The sequence below is a fragment of the Xanthomonas sp. LMG 12461 genome (genome assembly GCF_009192935.1).
Classification (GTDB): domain Bacteria; phylum Pseudomonadota; class Gammaproteobacteria; order Xanthomonadales; family Xanthomonadaceae; genus Xanthomonas_A; species Xanthomonas_A sontii.
This window is the reverse complement of the sequence record NZ_NQYT01000025.1, coordinates 26,416-45,057: the sequence shown is the minus strand read 5'-3', so window position 1 is coordinate 45,057 and position 18,642 is coordinate 26,416. Positions and strand designations below refer to the sequence as shown.

Genomic DNA, 18,642 nt, shown 5'->3' with positions numbered 1-18,642 from the left:
GAGTCCTTCCGTTCATGAGCGACATTCTGCCCATCATCCTGTCCGGTGGTTCCGGCACCCGCCTCTGGCCGCTGTCGCGCGAGGCGTATCCCAAACAGTTCCTGCCGCTGGTGGGAGACACCACCATGTTGCAGTCGACCTGGCTGCGCGCTGCGCCGATCGCCGGCCGTCCGCCCATCCTGGTGGCCAATGAAGAACACCGCTTCATTGCCGCAGAACAATTGCAGCAACTCGGCGTCACGCCCGGCACGATCCTGCTCGAACCGAAGGGCCGCAACACCGCCCCCGCCATCGCGGTCGCGGCGATGGAGGCGATGCGTGAGGGGGCCGACCCGCTGCTGCTGGTCCTGCCATCCGATCACGTGATCCTGGACGAAGCCGCGTTCCAGGCCGCGGTCCAGGCCGCCGCGTCTTCGGCGGCCGACGGCAAGCTGGTGACCTTCGGGATCAAGCCGACCGCGCCGGAGACCGGCTACGGCTACATCAAGGCGGCTGCCGGCGTCGGCGCACGCCCAGTCGAGCGCTTCGTCGAAAAGCCCGACCTGTCCACCGCCCAGGGGTATCTGACCTCGGGCGAATACTATTGGAACAGCGGTATGTTCCTGTTCCGCGCTTCGCGCTACCTGGAAGAACTGCGCAAGTTCCAGCCCGCCATCGCCGATGCCTGCACCAAGGCCTGGCAGTCGGCCAAGCGCGACGCCGACTTCACCCGCCTGGACAAGGACGCCTTCGCCGCCAGCCCCTCCGACTCCATCGACTACGCCGTGATGGAGAAGACCGCCGACGCGGTAGTGGTGCCGCTGGACGCGAAGTGGAGCGATGTCGGGTCGTGGTCGGCGCTGCTGGACGTGTCGCCGCAGGACGTCAACGGCAACGCCCACCACGGCGACGTCATCGAGATCGATTGCCGCAACACCTACGCCTACGGCTCGCGCCTGATCGCGATGGTGGGCCTGCAGGACGTGGTGGTGGTGGAGACCGACGACGCCGTGCTGGTCGGGCACAAAGAGCGTATCCAGGAAGTGAAGGACGTCGTCGGCAAGATCAAGGCCAACGGTCGCTCCGAAGCCACCTGGCACCGCAAGGTGTACCGCCCGTGGGGCGCCTACGATTCGATCGACAATGGCCAGCGGTTCCAGGTCAAGCGCATCACGGTCAAGCCCGGCGCCACGCTGAGCCTGCAGATGCATCACCACCGCGCCGAGCACTGGATCGTGGTCAGCGGCACTGCCGAGGTCACCCGTGGCGAGGAAGTGCTGCTGCTCACCGAGAACCAGAGCACCTACATTCCGCTCGGCGTGACCCACCGCCTGAAGAACCCCGGCAAGCTGCCGCTGGAGCTGATCGAAGTGCAGTCGGGCAGCTACCTGGGCGAGGACGACATCGTGCGCTTCGAGGACACCTACGGCCGCACGTGATACTGAGCCCTTGCACGGATGCGACGGACCGGATGGAGGCCGCTTACGCGGCCTCCATCCCGATGTCAGTCCGCCACCCTCTGCACGTCCACATCCTGCGCAAGGCCACCGTCCTCGATCCAGCTCACGCCCTCCTGTACCAACCTCAGCTGGAGCGTGAACCGGCCGCTACGTGCCGGAGTACGTACTTGCACCGCCATCGTCAGATGCCCGCCCGCCCCCAATGCTACGGGCAGCACACTGCGCTCACCGTCGTACACAGCCACCTCGCCGCTCTCGGCATCGACCCAGTGGTAGGAGACATGTAGCGGGTTCGGCGGACGGCTGCTCAACAGTTCGTCGGAGTCGTTGCGGACGCGCGCCTTCAGCACGACCCGCGTATCGGCAGGTAGCGTTCGTGGACATTCCAGGAGCGTCACACTGATGCGCTTGAACGTAGACGGCTGCAGCGGCAACCGCCAGGCCAGTCCGGCATGACCTTCGCGCCTGGCCTCTTCCATCACCAGCGAGCGCGCCATCGCGTTGAAGCGTTCCGCGAACGCGCCCCTGGCCCACTCGTACAGTGCGCGGTCCAACCCGGTGACACTTTCCACGGCGACACGCACATCGGCAGCCACCCCAAACTCGGGGAGGCGGTCGACCGATGCATTGAGATGCGGAACCGGCAGCCCCGGATCGAATCCGAAGGTGTGCGCGAACAGGGCCAGGGAATCTTCGATACGCTCGACGATGCCGAACTGCATCGATTGCAGGCGGTGTTTCGCGGTCTCCAGCAACGCCGGATCGTCGCCGCGCTCGGCATAGGCGCGGATCGTACGGCGGCCATAACCGGTCGGATCCGCTGCCAGCCTTTCGAAATCCAGATCTGCGGCCAGGTACAACGTTTGCGTATTGATCAGATCCCAGCGCGTTTCAGGATCGGAAACGAAATCCAGTAACGACCAGCGTTCGCGTACCACCTGTTCGTGCCGGTACGCATTGGGATCGCGACGCACATGCGCATACCACGACAGGGTGCGCTGCAAAGGGTCCCGTAACATCGTCAGATAACGCAGTGGCTGACCGACATACCGTTCCAGCCCGTGCCACAGATGGCCGCGGAACAGGCGGTAGCCACCCAGGCGATTCCGGTCGAGTGCGAACAAATCCGGCAGCAACTGGCTCGGACATATTTCATCATGCGCATACTGCGCATCGAGAAAAGCGCTGAGTGTGGTCCCTGCCGTCTTCGGGATATGCAGGTAGTACAGGGCTGACGCCGGCGATCCAGATACTTGGACACCAGGGTTCAACTGAGTTTTCATTAGTCTTCATTTGAGCCGCGATCTGCGCGCGCCTATCGGAAGGCTGCACGGCCAATCATTGCATCGAACTTATCACATTTGTAACTTCATTTTGCCACTGCGGTAACTCAACGCCAAAGTCGGCAAAGAACGAGCTCGTATCCAACCGTGAATAGGCTGGCCGTGCCGCCGCGGTTGGGTAATCTGCGGTCGTGATCGGTGTCAGCTTCGGCACGCGATCGGCCAGCCCGAGCGCAAGGGCGGTCGCAAAAATGTGTTCGGCAAAGCCATACCAACTCGTCTCTCCGGTGGCCGTCAGGTGCCAGGTTCCCGACCGTTGGATGGGATGCCGCATCGCCCGCACCGTCATCTGCGCGATCAACGCCGCCGGCGTTGGCGTGCCAATCTGATCGGCCACCACTCGCAACTCGTCGCGTTCGGCACCGGCACGCAGCATCGTGCGCAGGAAGTTGTGGCCGTGTGCCGAATACACCCAAGCGGTGCGGAAAATCAAATGGCGACCGCCCGCAGCTCGGATCGCCTGCTCTCCGGCCAGCTTGCTCTCACCGTAGACGCAAAGCGGGCCGGTCGGATCGTCCGGCAAATAGGGGCGCCTGGCGCGACCGTCGAAGACATAATCCGTCGAGTAGTGCAACAACGGCACACCCTGCTCGGCGCACCAGCGCGCGATCGCGGCGGGCGCCTCGGCATTGACCCGGAACGCCGCCGCGCGCTCCTGTTCGGCCTTGTCCACTGCGGTGTAAGCAGCCGCATTGATCACCCAGGTCGGCCGCGCGACGGACAGCAGCGCGACCAGTTGTTCCGGCTTTTCCAGGTCCGCGCGCAGACAGGCCGATCCGTCGGCCAGCAGGCCGCTGCGCGTAGTCGCCAGTACCCTGCTGCCGGAAAGCACACGCAGCAGCTCCTGACCAACCTGACCGTTACCGCCAATGACCAGCACGCTCACGCTGCGTCTCCCTGCGCCGGATACACCGGCAGACATTCCTCACCGAGCTGCTCGAGGAACGGTGCGTGCGCGTCCTTCGACGAGAGGATGGGGTCGGCGATTGGCCAATCGACGGCAATGCTCGCATCGTTCCAGCGCACGCCCGCATCGGCGGTTTTCACGTAGACATCGGTGCACAGGTAGCTGAAGACCGCGAACTCAGAGAGAACCGCGAACCCGTGTGCGAATCCCTCGGGAATCCAGAACTGGCGGCGGTTCTCCGCACTCAGAATCACCGCTTCCCAGCGTCCGAAGGTCGGCGAGCCTCGGCGCAGGTCCACCGCCACATCGTAGACCTCTCCCTCCAGCACACTGACCAGCTTGCCCTGCGGCCGTGGCCACTGGTAATGCAGGCCGCGCAGAACGCCCTTGGACGACGCAGACACGTTGCTCTGCACGAATCGACTGGGAAGCCCCAGTTCCGCGAAACGTTCGGCATTCCACAGTTCCATGAAGTAACCGCGGGCATCGCCGAACACCGCCGGTTCGATCACCATGCAGCCGGGCAAGTTTGTCTCAATCACTTTCACGGAACGATTCCTCGTACAGCCAGCTCCTGCAGATATCTGCCGTAGCCATTCTTAAGTAAAGGCGCGGCCAGCCTTTCCAATTGCGCGGCATCGATCCACCCCTGTCCGAACGCGATTTCTTCTGGACAGCACACCTGCAGCCCTTGCCGCGACTGAATGGTCTCGATGAAGTTAGAGGCCTCGTGCAGCGACTGGTGGGTCCCGGTGTCCAGCCAGGCGTAGCCACGGCCCAGCGCCTCCAGATGCAGTTCGCCGTCCTGCAGGTAACGGCGATTGAGATCGGTGATTTCCAGTTCACCGCGTGCGGAAGGTTGCAGTTCCGCGGCGTAGTCGCTGGCGCGACCATCGTAGAAATACAGCCCGGTCACCGCATAGTTCGAGCGCGGCTTGGCCGGCTTTTCCTCGATGTCGATGACCTTGCCCGACGCATCGAACTCGGCCACGCCGTAGCGCTCGGGGTCGTTGACCCAATAGCCGAACACGGTGGCGCCATGCTCTCGCGCATCGGCGCGGCGCAGGGTTTCGGTCAGGCCATGGCCGTGGAAGATGTTGTCGCCCAGCACCAGGCAGCTCGGCTTGCCGGCGACGAAATCGCGACCGATCAGGTAGGCCTGGGCCAGCCCGTCCGGGCTCGGCTGCACCGCGTACTGGATGTCCATGCCCCACTGCGCGCCATCGCCCAGCAGCGCGCGGAACAGCGCCTGTTCGTGCGGGGTATTGATGATCAGCACCTCGCGGATCCCGGCCAGCATCAGCACGCTGAGCGGGTAATAGATCATCGGCTTGTCGTACACCGGCAGCAGCTGCTTGCTGACGCCCTTGGTGATCGGATACAGCCGCGTGCCGGAGCCGCCAGCGAGGATGATGCCCTTGCGTTGTGTCATGAGGTGTTCCCTGGTGAAGTCCGCACGTCCGGACGCTTGTGCGGGACGCGCGTTATGCCGCGGTGCCGATCCGTTCCAGCCGATAGCTGCCATCGAGCACGCCCTGCACCCAGTCCTGATGGCTCAGATACCAGTCCACGGTGAGCGCGATGCCCTGTTCGAACGTGTATTTCGGCTCCCAGCCCAGCTCGTTCTTCAGCTTGGAGGCGTCGATCGCGTAGCGGCGGTCGTGCCCCGGCCGGTCGGCGACATAGGTGATCTGGCTGGCGCGCGGCTTGCCGTCTTCGCGCGGACGCCGCGCGTCCAGCAGTGCACAGATCGCCTGCACCACCTCGATGTTCTGCTTCTCGGCGTTGCCGCCGACGTTGTAGGTCTCGCCGACCTTGCCCTTGGCCAGCACGGTGCGGATCGCCTCGCAGTGGTCGCCGACGAACAGCCAGTCGCGCACCTGCTTGCCGTCGCCGTAGACCGGCAGCGGCTCGCCGGCCAGCGCCTTGGCGATCACCAGCGGAATGAGCTTTTCCGGGAAGTGGTACGGGCCGTAGTTGTTGGAGCAGTTGGTGGTCAGCACCGGCAGGCCGTAGGTGTGGTGAAACGCGCGCACCAGGTGGTCGGACGCGGCCTTGGACGCCGAGTACGGCGAGTTCGGCGCATACGGCGTGGTTTCGCTGAACTTGCCGGTCTCGCCGAGCGTGCCGTAGACCTCGTCGGTGGACACATGCAGGAAGCGGAACGCGTCGCGGCGGTCCTCCGGCAACGCCTTCCAGTGATCGCGCACCGACTCCAGCAGACCGAGGGTGCCGACCACGTTGGTCTGGATGAAGGCACCGGGCCCGTCGATCGAGCGGTCCACATGACTTTCGGCAGCGAAATTGACCACGGCGTCGGGCTGGTGCTCGGCGAGCAGGCGGCACACCAGATCGCGGTCGCCGATATCGCCGTGCACGAACACGTGGTCGGGGTTGCCCTCCAGCGACGCCAGCGTGTTCAGGTTCCCGGCATAGGTCAACGCGTCCAGGTTGATTACACGGATGCCGCGCGCCACTGCCTCGAGCACGAAATTACCGCCGATGAAACCGGCGCCGCCGGTCACGAGCCAAGTCGCCAATGCCTTTCTCCTGTGTCTTGGCCTGGGCACCAGACAGAATCGCTGGAGCTTAACCGGTAAGGATAACGCTCAGGAGGCCGTACGACGCGCCTACGCAACGGGTGCCGTTCAGTCCGCCGATCGGACCTCGACCATACGCCCTCGCATGGTCCCCCGCGCCCGGTTAGAATCCTCCGACTGCCCCGTGCCAGCCGCCGCGGCCGGGCCTTCCCGCACTGCTGAAGGATCTCGTACACGATGAAAATCCTCGTCGCCTACAAGCGCGTGGTGGACTACAACGTCCGCATCCAGGTCAAGCCGGACGGCTCCGGCGTGATCACCGAGGGCGTCAAGCTCTCCGCCAACCCATTCGACGAAATCGCCCTGGAAGAGGCGCTGCGCCTGCGCGACGCCGGCATCGCTAGCGAGGTGGTGGTCGCCACCATCGCCCCGGCCGACGCCGCCGCGCACCTGCGCAACGGCCTGGCGATGGGCGCCAACCGCGCCATCCACGTGGTCGCCGACGCGGCGATCCAGCCGCTGACCGCTGCGCGCACCCTGCTCAAGCTGGTCGAGCAGGAGCAGCCGGACCTGGTGATCCTGGGCAAGCAGGCGATCGACGACGACGCCAACCAGACCGGGCAGATGCTGGCCACGCTATGGGGCCGTCCGCAGGCGACCTTCGCCGGCAAGCTGGTGGTGGCCGACGGCAAGGCGACGGTGACCCGCGAGGTCGACGCCGGCCTGGAGACCCTGGAAGTGGACCTGCCCGCGGTGGTCACCACCGACCTGCGCCTGAACGAGCCGCGCTTCATCAAGCTGCCGGACATCATGAAGGCCAAGAGCAAGCCGCTGCAGACGCTGGCCTTCGCCGACCTGGGCGTGGAGGCCAACGACAGCCTCACCACCACCCACTACGCCCCACCGGCCAAGCGCAACCGCGGCGTGATGGTCAAGGATGCCGCCGAACTGGTGGCCGCACTCAAGCAGAAGGGGTTGCTGTAATGGCCAAGATCCTCGTCGTCGCCGAACATCTCAACGGGCAGCTCAACGCCGCCACCGCCAAGTGCGTCAGCGCCGCGCAGGCGCTGTCGGCCGAGACCATCGACATTGTGGTGCTGGCGTCCGATCCGGCCGCGGTGGCCGCCCAGGCCGCGCAGATCGCCGGCGTCGCCCGCGTCCTCACTGTCGCCAACCCCGCCAACGAACACGCCATCGCGCAGGTGCTGGGCCCGCAGATCGCCGCCCTGGCGACCGGCTACACCCATGTGTTCGGCCCCTCCACCACCTTCGGCAAGGACCTGATGCCGGTGGTGGCCGCCCTGCTCGGCGTCAACCAGATCTCCGACCTGATGGCGGTGGACGGCGACTACGCGTTCAAGCGCCCGATCTACGCCGGCAACGCCATCATCAGCGTGCAGGCGCCGGCCGACCAGATCGTGGTCGCCACCGTGCGCAGCGCGTCCTGGCCGGAAGCAGCACAGGGCGGCACTGCCGCAGTCGAAGCGGCCAGCGTCGACGCCGCCCTGCCGGGCCACACCCGCTTCGTCGGTCTCGCCGCCGGCAGCTCCGACCGCCCCGACCTGCAAAGCGCCAAGCGCGTGGTCTCCGGCGGCCGCGGCGTCGGCTCGGCCGAGAACTTCCAGATCGTCTACCAGCTCGCCGACAAGCTCGGCGCGGCGGTCGGCGCCTCGCGCGCGGCGGTCGACGCCGGCTACGTGCCCAACGAACTGCAGGTCGGTCAGACCGGCAAGATCATCGCGCCGGAACTGTACGTGGCCGTGGGCATCTCCGGCGCGATCCAGCACCTGACCGGCATCAAGGACGCCGGCACCATCGTCGCGATCAACAAGGACCCGGAGTCGCCGATCTTCGAGATCGCCGACATCGGCCTGGTCGGCGACCTGTTCACGCTGTTGCCGGAGCTGGAAAAAGCGCTCGGTTGAACAGCGTCCGGCCCCTACACCTCACTCCCGCTGGCAGCAGCGGGAGTGTGTCGAGCGGGCACTACGCGCCAGGGAGGTACCGGACATGGCGCCAGCGAGCCTGCAGCCCGCAGATGGCCATGGCAAGCCAGCCCGGTGCCCCGGCATGGCGATCAAGGAAGGCCTATCCGCCTCGCAGCACCGAACAACCCTCAGTTGTCTCCGAACAGGTCTCGGGTGTAGACCTTCTCCTGCACATCCTTGAGCGCGTCGGCCATACGATTGCTGATGATGACGTCGGCCTGGGTCTTGAAGGCCTGCAGGTCATTGACGACGCGCGAGTGGAAGAATTCCGGCTCGTCCAGGCATGGCTCATGCACGATGACCTCGACGCCCTTAGCCTTGATCCGCTTCATGATTCCCTGGATGCTCGAAGAACGGAAATTGTCCGACCCGCTCTTCATGATTAACCGATAGATCCCTACCACCTTGGGATTGCGACGGAGGATGTCGGACGCGATGAAATCCTTGCGCGTGGTATTGGAATCCACGATCGCGCGGATCAGGTTCTGCGGCACGCTCTGGTAGTTGGCCAGCAGCTGCTTGGTGTCCTTTGGCAAGCAGTAGCCGCCGTAGCCGAACGACGGATTGTTGTAGTGCGAGCCTATGCGCGGATCCAAGCAGATGCCCTGGATGATCTGGCGACTGTCGAGCCCGTGGGTGAGCGCGTAGGTATCCAGCTCATTGAAGTAGGACACGCGCATCGCCAGGTAGGTATTGGCGAACAGCTTGATCGCCTCGGCCTCGGTCGGCTCCGTGAACAGCACCGGCACATCCTGCTCAAGCGCCCCCTCCTTCAGCAGTTCGGCGAACCGCTCCGCACGCGCAGAACGCTCGCCAACGATGATCCGCGAGGGATGTAGATTGTCGTAGAGTGCACGGCCCTCACGCAGGAACTCGGGAGAGAAGATGATGTTGTCTACACCGAACTGCTTGCGTACCTTGCTGACGTAGCCGACCGGAATCGTCGACTTGATCACCATCGTCGCGGCGGGATTTATCGCAAGCACACCGCCGATGACCGCTTCGATCGAAGAGGTATTGAAATAGTTCGTCTCCGGATCGTAGTCCGTCGGCGTCGCGATGATGACGTACTCGGCGCCCGCATAGGCCTCCTGCGGATCGAGCGTAGCGCGGAAGTTGAGATCGCCGCCGATCAGTACCCGTTCCAGCTCGTCGTCAATGATCGGCGAACGCCCCTCATTGAGCATCCGCACCTTCTCTTCGACGATATCCAGCGCCACAACTTCATGATGGCGCGCCAGCAGCACGCCATTGGAGAGACCAACGTATCCGGTTCCTGCTACCGCAATCTTCATTATCCGAGTCCAGACTTAGGGACGAGGCACGTACAACATGCGCTCGGTCGCACAACTATAGTAGGTATCCGAGCGCCAGAAGCTCAATCCGAGCTGCTGGCTGGCAGGTTCCTGCATGGCTTGCTTCATGCGCTCGCATTGCTGCGCCGGCCACATCGTCTCGCCGATCATGTCCGCACGCGCGGCCAGATAAGGCAGCGACACGTAGTAGGCCGACCAGAGCAAGGTCGGCGCCAACGCCAGCACCACCCAGGCCATGCGTCGATCGGTGGCGACCGACACAGGGCGCAGCGCCAACAGCCCGGCCACCAGGACCGCAAGCATCGGCTGGATCATCAGCCGGTTGCCCCAGGAACTCCATCCGAAGGGCGCCCACCAGCGCGCGAATCCGATCAGGGAGATCAACGCCGCCAGCACGGCGATCGCCAACGTATCGCGATCTGCACGCAGCCCCAGCACCCGCCAGCCAACGAAGGCCGCGGTCAGGCCGAGGGTCCAGAACACCAGTACACCGCCATTGGGGGAGAGCACAGAGCCGACCAGGAACCCAGCGCTGGTTTCCCAGGACGGCTGGGTCTGCCTGGCCTCTTCCAGGTATGCCAAAGGCAGCAGCGAGTGGTAACGCAACAGGTTGTATCCGAGGACGACGCACAAGCCCACCGCAACGCCGGCCCCGGCGGCGATCAGCGCAAGCCTCACCCCATCCCGCCGCTGCGCCGACGCGGATTCCGCCTGCACACGTTGACGCGCCCTCCAGAACCCGGCAACCGCTAGCACAGACAGGCCAACGCTGAGGACCACCGTATCCTTGTAAAGAACCGCCCAGGCACCGGTCAGCGCGATCAAGGCGACCTGTCCACGGGTGAGCGGCGCCGTTGCCCGCAACCCTATGCCGAGCAGCCCGATGAACATTCCGATCACGACGCCGGCCTGCACCTCCAGCGCTCCCGACCTCAGATAGAACATCGGCAGCGGGGTCAAGGCGATTGCGCCAAGATAGACGATCGCGGGCGCAAGCCCACGGCGCCAGCCGTGCAGCCTGAGAACGGCGAACACCGGCAGCAACAGCACGATCAGGTTGAGACCGGTCATCCGCGCGTGCGATTGCGCCGGACCCGCGCCCTGCAGCAAGGCCGAATTCGCCAGGTAAGCGACGGGAAACTTGCTCACGCCAGCACAATCCGACGTCGGTGCAGTGGCGCAGTGCTCAACTAGCGGAGCATCGTGGATCCAAGTCTCCATGTCGTAGACGCTGAAACCTCCAGCGCCCAACCATGCCGACAACAGCGCCAGGACCGCGAACACGCCAGTTACCACCGCTTGCCGCGCCCACGAACCGCGCGCGCGTTCTAGCGGCGCGGGGTGCATAGCCATGAATCATCTCCGTTCACGTGCTGCTTGCAGTCGAAACGCCCGCCTAACCGATCACTGTAGGTGGCGTAGAGATCCGGCGACAACAAATAGATCGCGGACGGGTCCGGCCGCTCCAGCCGATGCGGATAATCGCAGTGGTAGGCCAGTTGCTCAGGCAGGCTGCGGGCAGCGTAAAAGTTATTCGTCACGATTCCATGACGCAGCGCGAAGACGCCGACCGACTCGTAGTTACGGATTCCCAACGGCGTCTTCGCGTTGTCGCACTGCCACGCCGGATAGACCAGGATCGCGGAATACTTGCCCGGCGCAACCCCATGCAGCTCCTGAGTCTGGCCATTGGCGATCGCAAACTTGATGTTGCGGGCGATGGGCTGCACATCCACCACTTGCAGCACCAAGATCAGCATCAGCAACGGCAGCGCCCGTGCAGCCCCCAGCCGCAGCACGCAGGCGCTCAGGCCGATCAAGATGATCCAGAATCCCGACATCCAGAAGAAGCGCCCGCTGGAGCGGAATCGACTGAGCGCGGCCTCCAGTCCTGGCGGAATCGTGAAGTGGTGCCCCTGCGAACCGAAGTAAACCGTACTCGAAAGCGCCAGCAGATAGCAGACGAACACCACCCCTAACGCCGGCACGAACGGGAAAGTGGACGACCGCCCCCGATAGTTGATGAACATCGACACGGCAAGGACGCCCATCAGCAGCACGCCAAAGCCAAGGTAATCGAAGCCTTCGAAGGCCTGGCCGCCGGTCGGGTCGGCGATGTCGAGCCCGACAATGCGAGCCAGTCCATTTGAGTCCAGCGGCCCCAAGATGTTCATGGAGTACATGCCATAGCCGCCGGCAGCAGTACCGGACGCACCCATAAATCCGAAAACAGACAACCCCAGTGCGGCGACCAACCCGGCAGCGGCGATGCGCAAGGCGACCTGCGGCCAGCCCAGGGTCCGATAGCGCAGCACGGTGATGCCGCACACGTTCACCAGCACCATCAGGCAAAGATAGGGATTGATGCCCGCCGCCAGCAATACGACGCCGCAATTGCCGAACAACCAGCGGTTGCGACTGCTGTGCAGCGTGAGCAGGGTCACCCAGATCGAGAGCACCAGCAGCCACTGCGATGACAGCGCGGTGTGGCCCTGGAAACGGAAGAAGGTGAACGGCGCAAGCGCGAACAACATGCCGCCCAGCACCGCAATCACCACATTTAGCCCGCGGTACGGCTCATCCAGCAAACGCAGCGCGCGCTCTGTCGCGAGGTAGCCGAACACGCCCTGCAGGACCACGCACAACAGGAAGTACGGGCCGATGAACTGCAGGCCATCCGGCAGCAACCAGGCTAGCGGACGTGCGAGCAGCAGGAACAGCGGCATCGGGTCGAACAGTGCGATGCTCATCGGCACGGGATGGCTCAGCCGCAGCGAATCCAGCCAGCCTTTGTCCGGGTCCGCCAGATATTGCCCCCAGGCGACGTAGACCTGCGCCAGATCGCCCCAGATCCAATGGGTGTCATGTATGTCCAGGGGCACGGGACCAAGCGCATAGCGGCCCCATACCATGGCCAACCCGGCCACAACGACGATGCCGAGCCAGAAAGCGCGCCCGAGGCCCACGGCCCGCTGCGCAATGCGACGCACTGCGTTGTTCATGTTCATTGGCATGTGTAATCAACGCTTTCGGCGCTTTTACGGAAGGGATCCACCAGGTCGTCCGTATAGGCGTTCATGATTAGGCGCTTCCTTGGCAGGAAATGTGCCCGGTAGAAGCGGCTGATCGAGGCAATATCCTGGCCCTTCGCGGTCAGCAGCACGCAGCCATGCTTTATTTCCACCGTCCCGGATTGCAATTGCTCGGTTAGCCGGATATCCACCAGACGGTGTTCCTTCATGTACTCATGGACAAAAACGTCGCCGATCCGGTTCTCGAGGATGCCGCCGCCCCGCTGCTGCAGCTTCTCAAGGATATAGAACGACAACGAGCGGTCCAGCACCGTCGGTACACTTATGGCGTACACATAGCCGAGCAGGCACCAGATGACCAGCAATTGGGTGAACTCGAGCCTGCTCAGCCCATCGAGCAGGCGCCAGACACGGAACAGCGCGGCCGTGACGAGCACCGCCAGCAGCGCGTCCATGAGCGAGGAATACAGCACCACATTCACGTCGAAGAAGCGCATGTGGATGAAGTTCGTCAACAACAGAATCCCGACGTAGACAACTGTGGCCAGGATCGGACGGAGCAAGACCTTCATTTGAACACCATGAACTTGTTGACAAAGAAGCTGAGGACCATCTGCATGCCCGTGGCCAGCAGGAATCCTATGCGGTAATCGAACGCGAGCCGGTCGGTCCACGCATACATGACAAGCGCATGCAGCAGGGCGATGCCCACGTAGAACAGCAGGAACAGCAGTCCCTGGTTCAGCAGTCGCCCCCGGGTACCGCGAAACACGAAATAACGGCTGCCGATGAAGGACGCGGTGATGCCGAAGATCGCCGCGATGCCGTTGGCGACGCCGGCCGAGCCAATCCCCACCACGTCGAGATTGAACTTGAGGACCGAGAAGTGGATCGCCGTGGCCACCAAACCGTTGACAACATAGCGGAAGAACTGACCGCCCAAGGCGCGGTCAGCGCGGGCGTGCATGGATGACCTCGCGGACGAAGTCGCGGTAGCTGCCGGCGACCAGCACGCCACCGCTGCGGATCATTCCCGACATCATCAAAATGATCAGGGTCAGCGCCGCCGTCTGCAGGAACACCAGCAACAAGATCCCCGATGCCAGCGAGAACCAGCCTGGCGTCGTGAAGCCCAGCGCCTTGAGCAGCAGCGCCGCCACGCCACCGATGATCGACAGCCCGGCCACTAGGGTGCAGGCGATGCCCACGCGTACCAGCACATCCTCGGCGAACACCATCAAGGCGCGGAAGCCGTGCAAAGCCAGGCCGACGAAATTCATTTTGCTGCGACCGGCATAGCGCGCACCACGGTCCAGCGAGCAGGTCTGTACGCGCAGCTTGGAGCCGAGCACCGCGGCGGCGACATGGGTCCAAAGCTCCTGCATCGCTGCCAGGCGGCGTACCGCCGGCATCTTCGCCGCCATGAAGTTGCCGAAGCTGATCTTGCGCCCGCTGAGCAGGGAGAACAGCAGCTTGTAGACTAGGTAGAACGTCTTGAACTTCAGCGACTCCACCCTGCTCTTGCGGGTCGCCACCACCACGTCGACCTCAGCCGACGCCAGGCCGCCCACCAGCTCGGTGATGCTGTGCGGCGTATCCTCGCCGTCGGAGTCCATGGAAATGACGATGACATCGTCGCCGAAGTGGTCGGCGACATAGCTCAGCCCGATGGCGATGGCACGCTGATGTCCGACGTTGCGGCGCAGTTTGATCACCACCCCTTCCAGGGCGGCGGCCTCGATGGCCGAGATCTCCAGCGGCTGGCGCACCGACCCGTCATCGACGGCGACGACGTAAATGTCCGGCCCCTGCATCCTTGCAAGCTCGAGAAACAGCTTCGAAGACGCCTCCAGGTCTTCGTATACCGGCATCACCACGACCTTGCGCATGCTGGCGTCCCTCAAGCGAGCAGGCGCTGGCGGAAGTAGCCGATGGTCTCCTTCAGACCGTCTTCCAGCGCGACCTTCGGCTCCCAGTCGAACGTGGCTTTGGCCAGGCTGATGTCGGGCTGACGTTGCTTCGGATCATCCGACGGCAGCGGACGGTATTCGATCTTCGACTTGCCGCCAACCAGGCGCAGCACGGTCTCAGCCAGCTCCAGCATGGTGAATTCACCGGGGTTGCCGATGTTGACCGGGCCAGTGAAGTCTGCAGGCGACGCCATCAGGCGCAGCATTCCCTCAATCAGGTCGTCGACGTAGCAGAAGCTGCGGGTCTGGGTGCCATCGCCGTAGATGGTGATCGGCTCGCCCTTCAGCGCCTGCACGATGAAGTTGCTGACCACGCGGCCATCATTCGGATGCATGCGCGGACCGTAGGTATTGAAAATGCGCATGACCTTGATTTCGAGCTGGTGCTGGCGCCAGTAATCGAAAAACAGCGTCTCCGCGCAGCGCTTGCCTTCGTCGTAGCAACTGCGAATGCCGACCGGGTTGACGCGGCCCCAATAGCCCTCCACCTGCGGGTGGATTTCCGGGTCACCGTAGACTTCGCTGGTGCTGGCCTGGAGGATGCGGGCGCCGACGCGCTTGGCCAGGCCCAGCATGTTGATCGCACCATGCACGCTGGTCTTGGTGGTCTGCACCGGATCGGACTGGTAGTGCACCGGCGAGGCGGGGCAGGCCAGGTTGAAGATACGGTCCACTTCCACATAGAGCGGGAAGGTCACGTCGTGGCGCATCAGCTCGAAACGCGAGTGATTCAGCAAGCCCGCCACGTTCGCCTTTGCTCCCGTGTAGAAGTTGTCGACGCACAGCACATCGTGGCCGCTGTCGATCAAGCGATCGCACAGGTGAGAGCCCAGGAAGCCAGCGCCACCGGTGACCAGAACCCTCTTTTGTTGTTCAAGCATGTACGATCTCCAGAGAAATTTGCGCGCCCGCGAACGGGCAAGCCATCGTGCCCGCGATTTAGCGCGGCATTGTATTCGAAATTACCGCCCCGCTTGGGCGGCCGCCCCTTGTGGCACCGGCCCTCTCCGCCCCGCGCCGTCACTCCCCGCAACGCTCCCGGGCGCTGCGGCCTATCCTATCACTGGCTGTAGCCACGACCCCTGTAGCAGCAGCGAGCGCAGTTCGCGCCCGTAGTCACGCCAACTCAGGATGCGCCCGGCCAGAGGTCCGCACCCGGCCAGCTCCGGCACCCGCAGCAACGCAGCCAGCGCCGCGCTGTCGCCGACTGGGAAGTAGGCGGCATGTTCGCCGGCGATTTCCCGGAATACGGCGATGTCCGACAGCAACAGCGGGGTCCCGTGGCGCGCAGCCTCCACAATCGGCAGCCCGAACCCCTCGGACAGCGAGGCCTGGATCAGTCCATGGGTGGACCGATAGGCCAAGTCTAGTTCGGCGTTGTTGACCTTTTCCGGCCAGAACAGCCGCTTGCCGAACTGCGGGCTATTGCGAATGGCCGCGACCAGCTCCTCGCTCCCCCATCCATCCTTGCCGACGATCAGCAGATTGGCCTCCAGGCCGGCCGCCCACCCCGCCTCGAAGGCGCTGAGGATGGTGCGATAGTCCTTGCGCGGCTCCATCGTGCCCACCGCCAAGAAGGTGCGCGTGCCGGCCTCGAATAAGGCGCTGATCGATGGACGGATCTCGCTGTCCATGCCCACCTCCATCACGTCCGATCCCAGATGGACATAACCGATGCGATGGTTGGCGCGATGTTCGACGCCGTTCTCGGCGATCCAGGCGCGAAGATCCTCAGCGGTGGTCCGCGAGTTGCAGACGAACATATCGGCATGACGCACGGCGAACTCGGTCCACGCGCGAAACGCCGGCGGCATGCCTTCGCCACAGGTCTCGGGAAAGCGTAGCGGAATGATGTCGTGGAAGAACACCGCCAACTCGCCGCCATTGCGGCGGACCTTGCCAATGCTCGGCAGGAAGCGTTCGGGACCCACCCAGGCGGAGTCGGCCAGGAACAGCATGTCGCGGCTGCGGATGCCCTCGACCTCATCGAAGGCCGGGCACTCGACGCCCAACGTCTTCTTGACCAACAGATGCGCCGAGCGGATTCGCTCGCCTTCATGGTAGACCGGCACGAACAGCATCCGCCCGTCGGCGTTGCGCGCACACAGCTCGCGGACCAGGTTGCGGACCACGCGCTGGATACCAGTGCCGTAGTCGACCCGCGCCATCTCGCTCATGTCGATCAGCACGCGTTGGGGGCTGCCGAACCTGCCCACCGAGCACAGCGATTCGTAGATCCCATCGACGATCGAGGCCGAACGCGCTGACAGCGTCGGCTTCAACAACGCCGCAACACCCGCACTCGACAGATGCGCATAGTGCGCGCGGACCGCCTCGGCCCAGTCGATGGCTGTCCCCGGCTGCGCGGCACCGCCCAAGGATTGCACCGGCACGCGCCGCAGCATCGGCGCGACCGCCATCGCCAGCTTTGCGGGCTGAGAACCGGCTTCCATGACCCCCAGGCAATCGGAGATCAGCTCGGGCAGGGCATGGTCGTGCGCCGGCAGTTGCCCCTGCGCAAGCAGGGCGTACAGCCCCGGCCACTGCGCATGCACTTGGCCGGCGCGCTCGCCGGGGAACGCCAAACCGCGAATCGTCGTGCCATCGGCGCTGCCGTGCAGCGCAACCACCACATCCAGCCCCAGGTCCGAAGCCAGCGGTTGCTCGGGAAACGCCTGCACATGCATGTAAGTCGGCCACTGCCCGGCATCGCGACTGGCGATTTCCACGCTGTTGGTCCTGCCGAACAGCGAAATCCGCTCGACCCACCCGCCGATCGTCTCGGCCGGGAGGGTATCGGCGACCACGATGGCGACCTTCGAATGGCCCTCGTTGCCACCCCGACCCGACTCGCGCCGCTCCAGCGCAGCCTGCCAAGCGGCGATGCTGAGCTGCGCGGTGCGGCGCCAGGAAAAATCCTTGACCCGCTCCAATCCATAACGCTGCAACTGGGAGCGCCAAGCATCGTCGCCGAGCACGCGCTGCAGCGCGGCGGCGATCGCCAGCGGACTTGTCGCATCGAATCGCGCCTCGTCCAGCGCAACGATCTCCTTCAAGCTGGAATTGTCGCCTACCACGACCGGCGCACCGCAGGCCATCGCTTCCACCACCGGCAGGCCGAAACCCTCGTATAGCGACGGGAACACGAAGGCACTGCAGCAGGTATAGAGGTCGACAAGTTCAGCGTCGGTGACGTAACCGGTGACCACCAGCGCATCGTTTTCGAGGTCGCACTGCTGGGCGAATTGGCGCAGTTCTTCGGCCTGCTCGGCCTGATTCAGCACGAGTTTCAGCCTTTGCCGCTGCGCTTGCGGCACGGCCGCGAAGCCAGCGATGGCGCCGCGAGTGTTCTTTCGGTAATCGTTGTTGCCAGTGTAGAGGACATAGCGTTCGACTAACCCGAAGCGTTTGGCCAGGCGCGCACGCGCAGCGGCGATGTCGGGCGAGGGCTGGAATACCTCCGAATAGCCGGCATAGATCACATGCACACGTTCCGGGTCCAGATCCAGCAGACGCACCGCGTCGTCCTTGCTGGACTGCGAGTTGGCCAGGAGCACATCGAACTCGCGCAACTGCGCCACCTTGTGCCGGTACCAATCGCGGATGCGCGGATCGGACAGGTAGCGGTCGCTCATCACCAACGGAATCAGATCGTGGACCAGACAACTGGTGAGGCTGCCGCGCGTGCGCGCCATCCGCCCCAGGCTGGCGCAGGGCTCGACAGCGCCCTCGAACAGGCTCGGCACATGCACGATGTCCGGTGCCATCGCCTCTACGTGCAGGCGTACCAGTTCCTCGCGCAACGTCGCCTCGGGTTCGCTGGTCGGAAACGCGCTCCACAAACCGGCCGGATAGCGGTAGCCATGCAGGCGGTCGGCGGCGATCCTGCCGGCGAATTCGCCGAGCACGTCGCCGGCCTGACGCTCGTAGGTCAGGTCCAGCGAACAGTGCAGATCGAACGGCAGATCCGCCGCGCCGAGCAGTCCTCGCAGATGCTCACGGGTATAGCGGCCGATGCCGCGCGTATTCGATCCGTTCTGCAGCGACTGCAGATCGAAAAGCAAAGAAGGTTTTCGTTGTTGCATGATATCCACGCTGCCCCCTGTC

The 18,642-nt window shown here is 64.2% G+C and carries 16 protein-coding genes; 3 read left to right on the top strand and 13 right to left on the bottom strand.

Features of this window, described 5'->3' with window-relative positions; all coding sequences use genetic code 11:
• The first annotated feature begins 14 nt into the window (after positions 1 to 14).
• Positions 15 to 1,418, top strand: a complete 1,404-nt coding sequence (locus CEK68_RS06865; protein WP_152238950.1) for a mannose-1-phosphate guanylyltransferase/mannose-6-phosphate isomerase — start codon at positions 15 to 17, stop codon at positions 1,416 to 1,418.
• 65 nt (positions 1,419 to 1,483) lie between these two features.
• Here CEK68_RS06865 and CEK68_RS06860 read toward each other — a convergent pair whose 3' ends face one another.
• Genes CEK68_RS06860 through rfbB form a run of 5 tightly spaced genes read right to left on the bottom strand, consistent with a single transcriptional unit; the run spans position 1,484 to position 6,229 of the window.
• Entirely contained in the window at positions 1,484 to 2,722 is a 1,239-nt protein-coding gene (locus tag CEK68_RS06860; RefSeq protein WP_081616342.1) for a sulfotransferase family 2 domain-containing protein, read from the bottom strand.
• Between the two features lie 55 nt (positions 2,723 to 2,777).
• Positions 2,778 to 3,668 (bottom strand): dTDP-4-dehydrorhamnose reductase, encoded by an 891-nt coding sequence (gene rfbD, locus CEK68_RS06855; protein ID WP_017911205.1) that lies wholly within the window; start codon positions 3,666 to 3,668, stop codon positions 2,778 to 2,780.
• Positions 3,665 to 4,237 (bottom strand): dTDP-4-dehydrorhamnose 3,5-epimerase, encoded by a 573-nt coding sequence (gene rfbC, locus CEK68_RS06850; protein ID WP_043090220.1) that lies wholly within the window; start codon positions 4,235 to 4,237, stop codon positions 3,665 to 3,667. Before rfbC ends, rfbD begins: the two co-directional genes overlap by 4 nt.
• A complete protein-coding gene (rfbA, locus tag CEK68_RS06845; protein ID WP_017911203.1) occupies positions 4,234 to 5,121 on the bottom strand; it encodes a glucose-1-phosphate thymidylyltransferase RfbA in 888 nt (295 codons plus the stop codon). Before rfbA ends, rfbC begins: the two co-directional genes overlap by 4 nt.
• A 52-nt stretch (positions 5,122 to 5,173) precedes the next feature.
• Complete coding sequence (gene rfbB / locus CEK68_RS06840) at positions 5,174 to 6,229, bottom strand: dTDP-glucose 4,6-dehydratase (RefSeq protein ID WP_152238949.1); 1,056 nt, start codon at positions 6,227 to 6,229, stop codon at positions 5,174 to 5,176.
• A gap of 237 nt (positions 6,230 to 6,466) precedes the next feature.
• On the opposite strand from rfbB, the gene CEK68_RS06835 reads away from it, so the two are divergent.
• Both CEK68_RS06835 and CEK68_RS06830 read left to right on the top strand, forming a co-directional pair.
• Entirely contained in the window at positions 6,467 to 7,213 is a 747-nt protein-coding gene (locus tag CEK68_RS06835; protein WP_152238948.1) for an electron transfer flavoprotein subunit beta/FixA family protein, read from the top strand.
• Positions 7,213 to 8,154 carry an electron transfer flavoprotein subunit alpha/FixB family protein gene (locus CEK68_RS06830; RefSeq protein ID WP_152238947.1) on the top strand — a complete coding sequence of 314 codons (942 nt, stop codon included), beginning with the start codon at positions 7,213 to 7,215 and terminating at the stop codon, positions 8,152 to 8,154. Before CEK68_RS06835 ends, CEK68_RS06830 begins: the two co-directional genes overlap by 1 nt.
• 191 nt (positions 8,155 to 8,345) lie before the next feature.
• Here the strand turns inward: CEK68_RS06830 and CEK68_RS06825 are convergent, their stop codons facing one another.
• From CEK68_RS06825 to CEK68_RS06790, 8 genes are all read right to left on the bottom strand, one after another.
• On the bottom strand, positions 8,346 to 9,512 hold the full coding sequence (locus CEK68_RS06825; protein WP_043090218.1) for a nucleotide sugar dehydrogenase: 1,167 nt from the start codon (positions 9,510 to 9,512) through the stop codon (positions 8,346 to 8,348).
• A 15-nt stretch (positions 9,513 to 9,527) separates the two neighbouring features.
• Positions 9,528 to 10,682 carry a hypothetical protein gene (locus tag CEK68_RS06820; RefSeq protein ID WP_152238946.1) on the bottom strand — a complete coding sequence of 385 codons (1,155 nt, stop codon included), beginning with the start codon at positions 10,680 to 10,682 and terminating at the stop codon, positions 9,528 to 9,530.
• A 179-nt stretch (positions 10,683 to 10,861) separates the two neighbouring features.
• Complete coding sequence (locus CEK68_RS21210) at positions 10,862 to 12,541, bottom strand: DUF6311 domain-containing protein (RefSeq protein ID WP_226977796.1); 1,680 nt, start codon at positions 12,539 to 12,541, stop codon at positions 10,862 to 10,864.
• A complete protein-coding gene (locus tag CEK68_RS06810; RefSeq protein ID WP_017911196.1) occupies positions 12,538 to 13,137 on the bottom strand; it encodes a hypothetical protein in 600 nt (199 codons plus the stop codon). The genes CEK68_RS21210 and CEK68_RS06810 overlap by 4 nt, the downstream gene beginning before the upstream one ends.
• Positions 13,134 to 13,532, bottom strand: coding sequence for a GtrA family protein (locus CEK68_RS06805; RefSeq protein WP_017911195.1), 399 nt, complete (start codon positions 13,530 to 13,532; stop codon positions 13,134 to 13,136). Before CEK68_RS06805 ends, CEK68_RS06810 begins: the two co-directional genes overlap by 4 nt.
• Positions 13,516 to 14,454: a glycosyltransferase gene (locus CEK68_RS06800; protein WP_017911194.1), complete on the bottom strand. Its 939-nt coding sequence runs from the start codon at positions 14,452 to 14,454 to the stop codon at positions 13,516 to 13,518. Before CEK68_RS06800 ends, CEK68_RS06805 begins: the two co-directional genes overlap by 17 nt.
• An 11-nt stretch (positions 14,455 to 14,465) precedes the next feature.
• On the bottom strand, positions 14,466 to 15,416 hold the full coding sequence (locus CEK68_RS06795) for a UDP-glucuronic acid decarboxylase family protein (protein ID WP_043090217.1): 951 nt from the start codon (positions 15,414 to 15,416) through the stop codon (positions 14,466 to 14,468).
• A 171-nt stretch (positions 15,417 to 15,587) separates the two neighbouring features.
• The gene (locus CEK68_RS06790) at positions 15,588 to 18,620 is read right to left on the bottom strand and encodes a glycosyltransferase family 1 protein (RefSeq protein ID WP_226977798.1); all 3,033 of its coding nucleotides are present in this window, start codon (positions 18,618 to 18,620) and stop codon (positions 15,588 to 15,590) included.
• Positions 18,621 to 18,642: the final 22 nt, after the last annotated feature.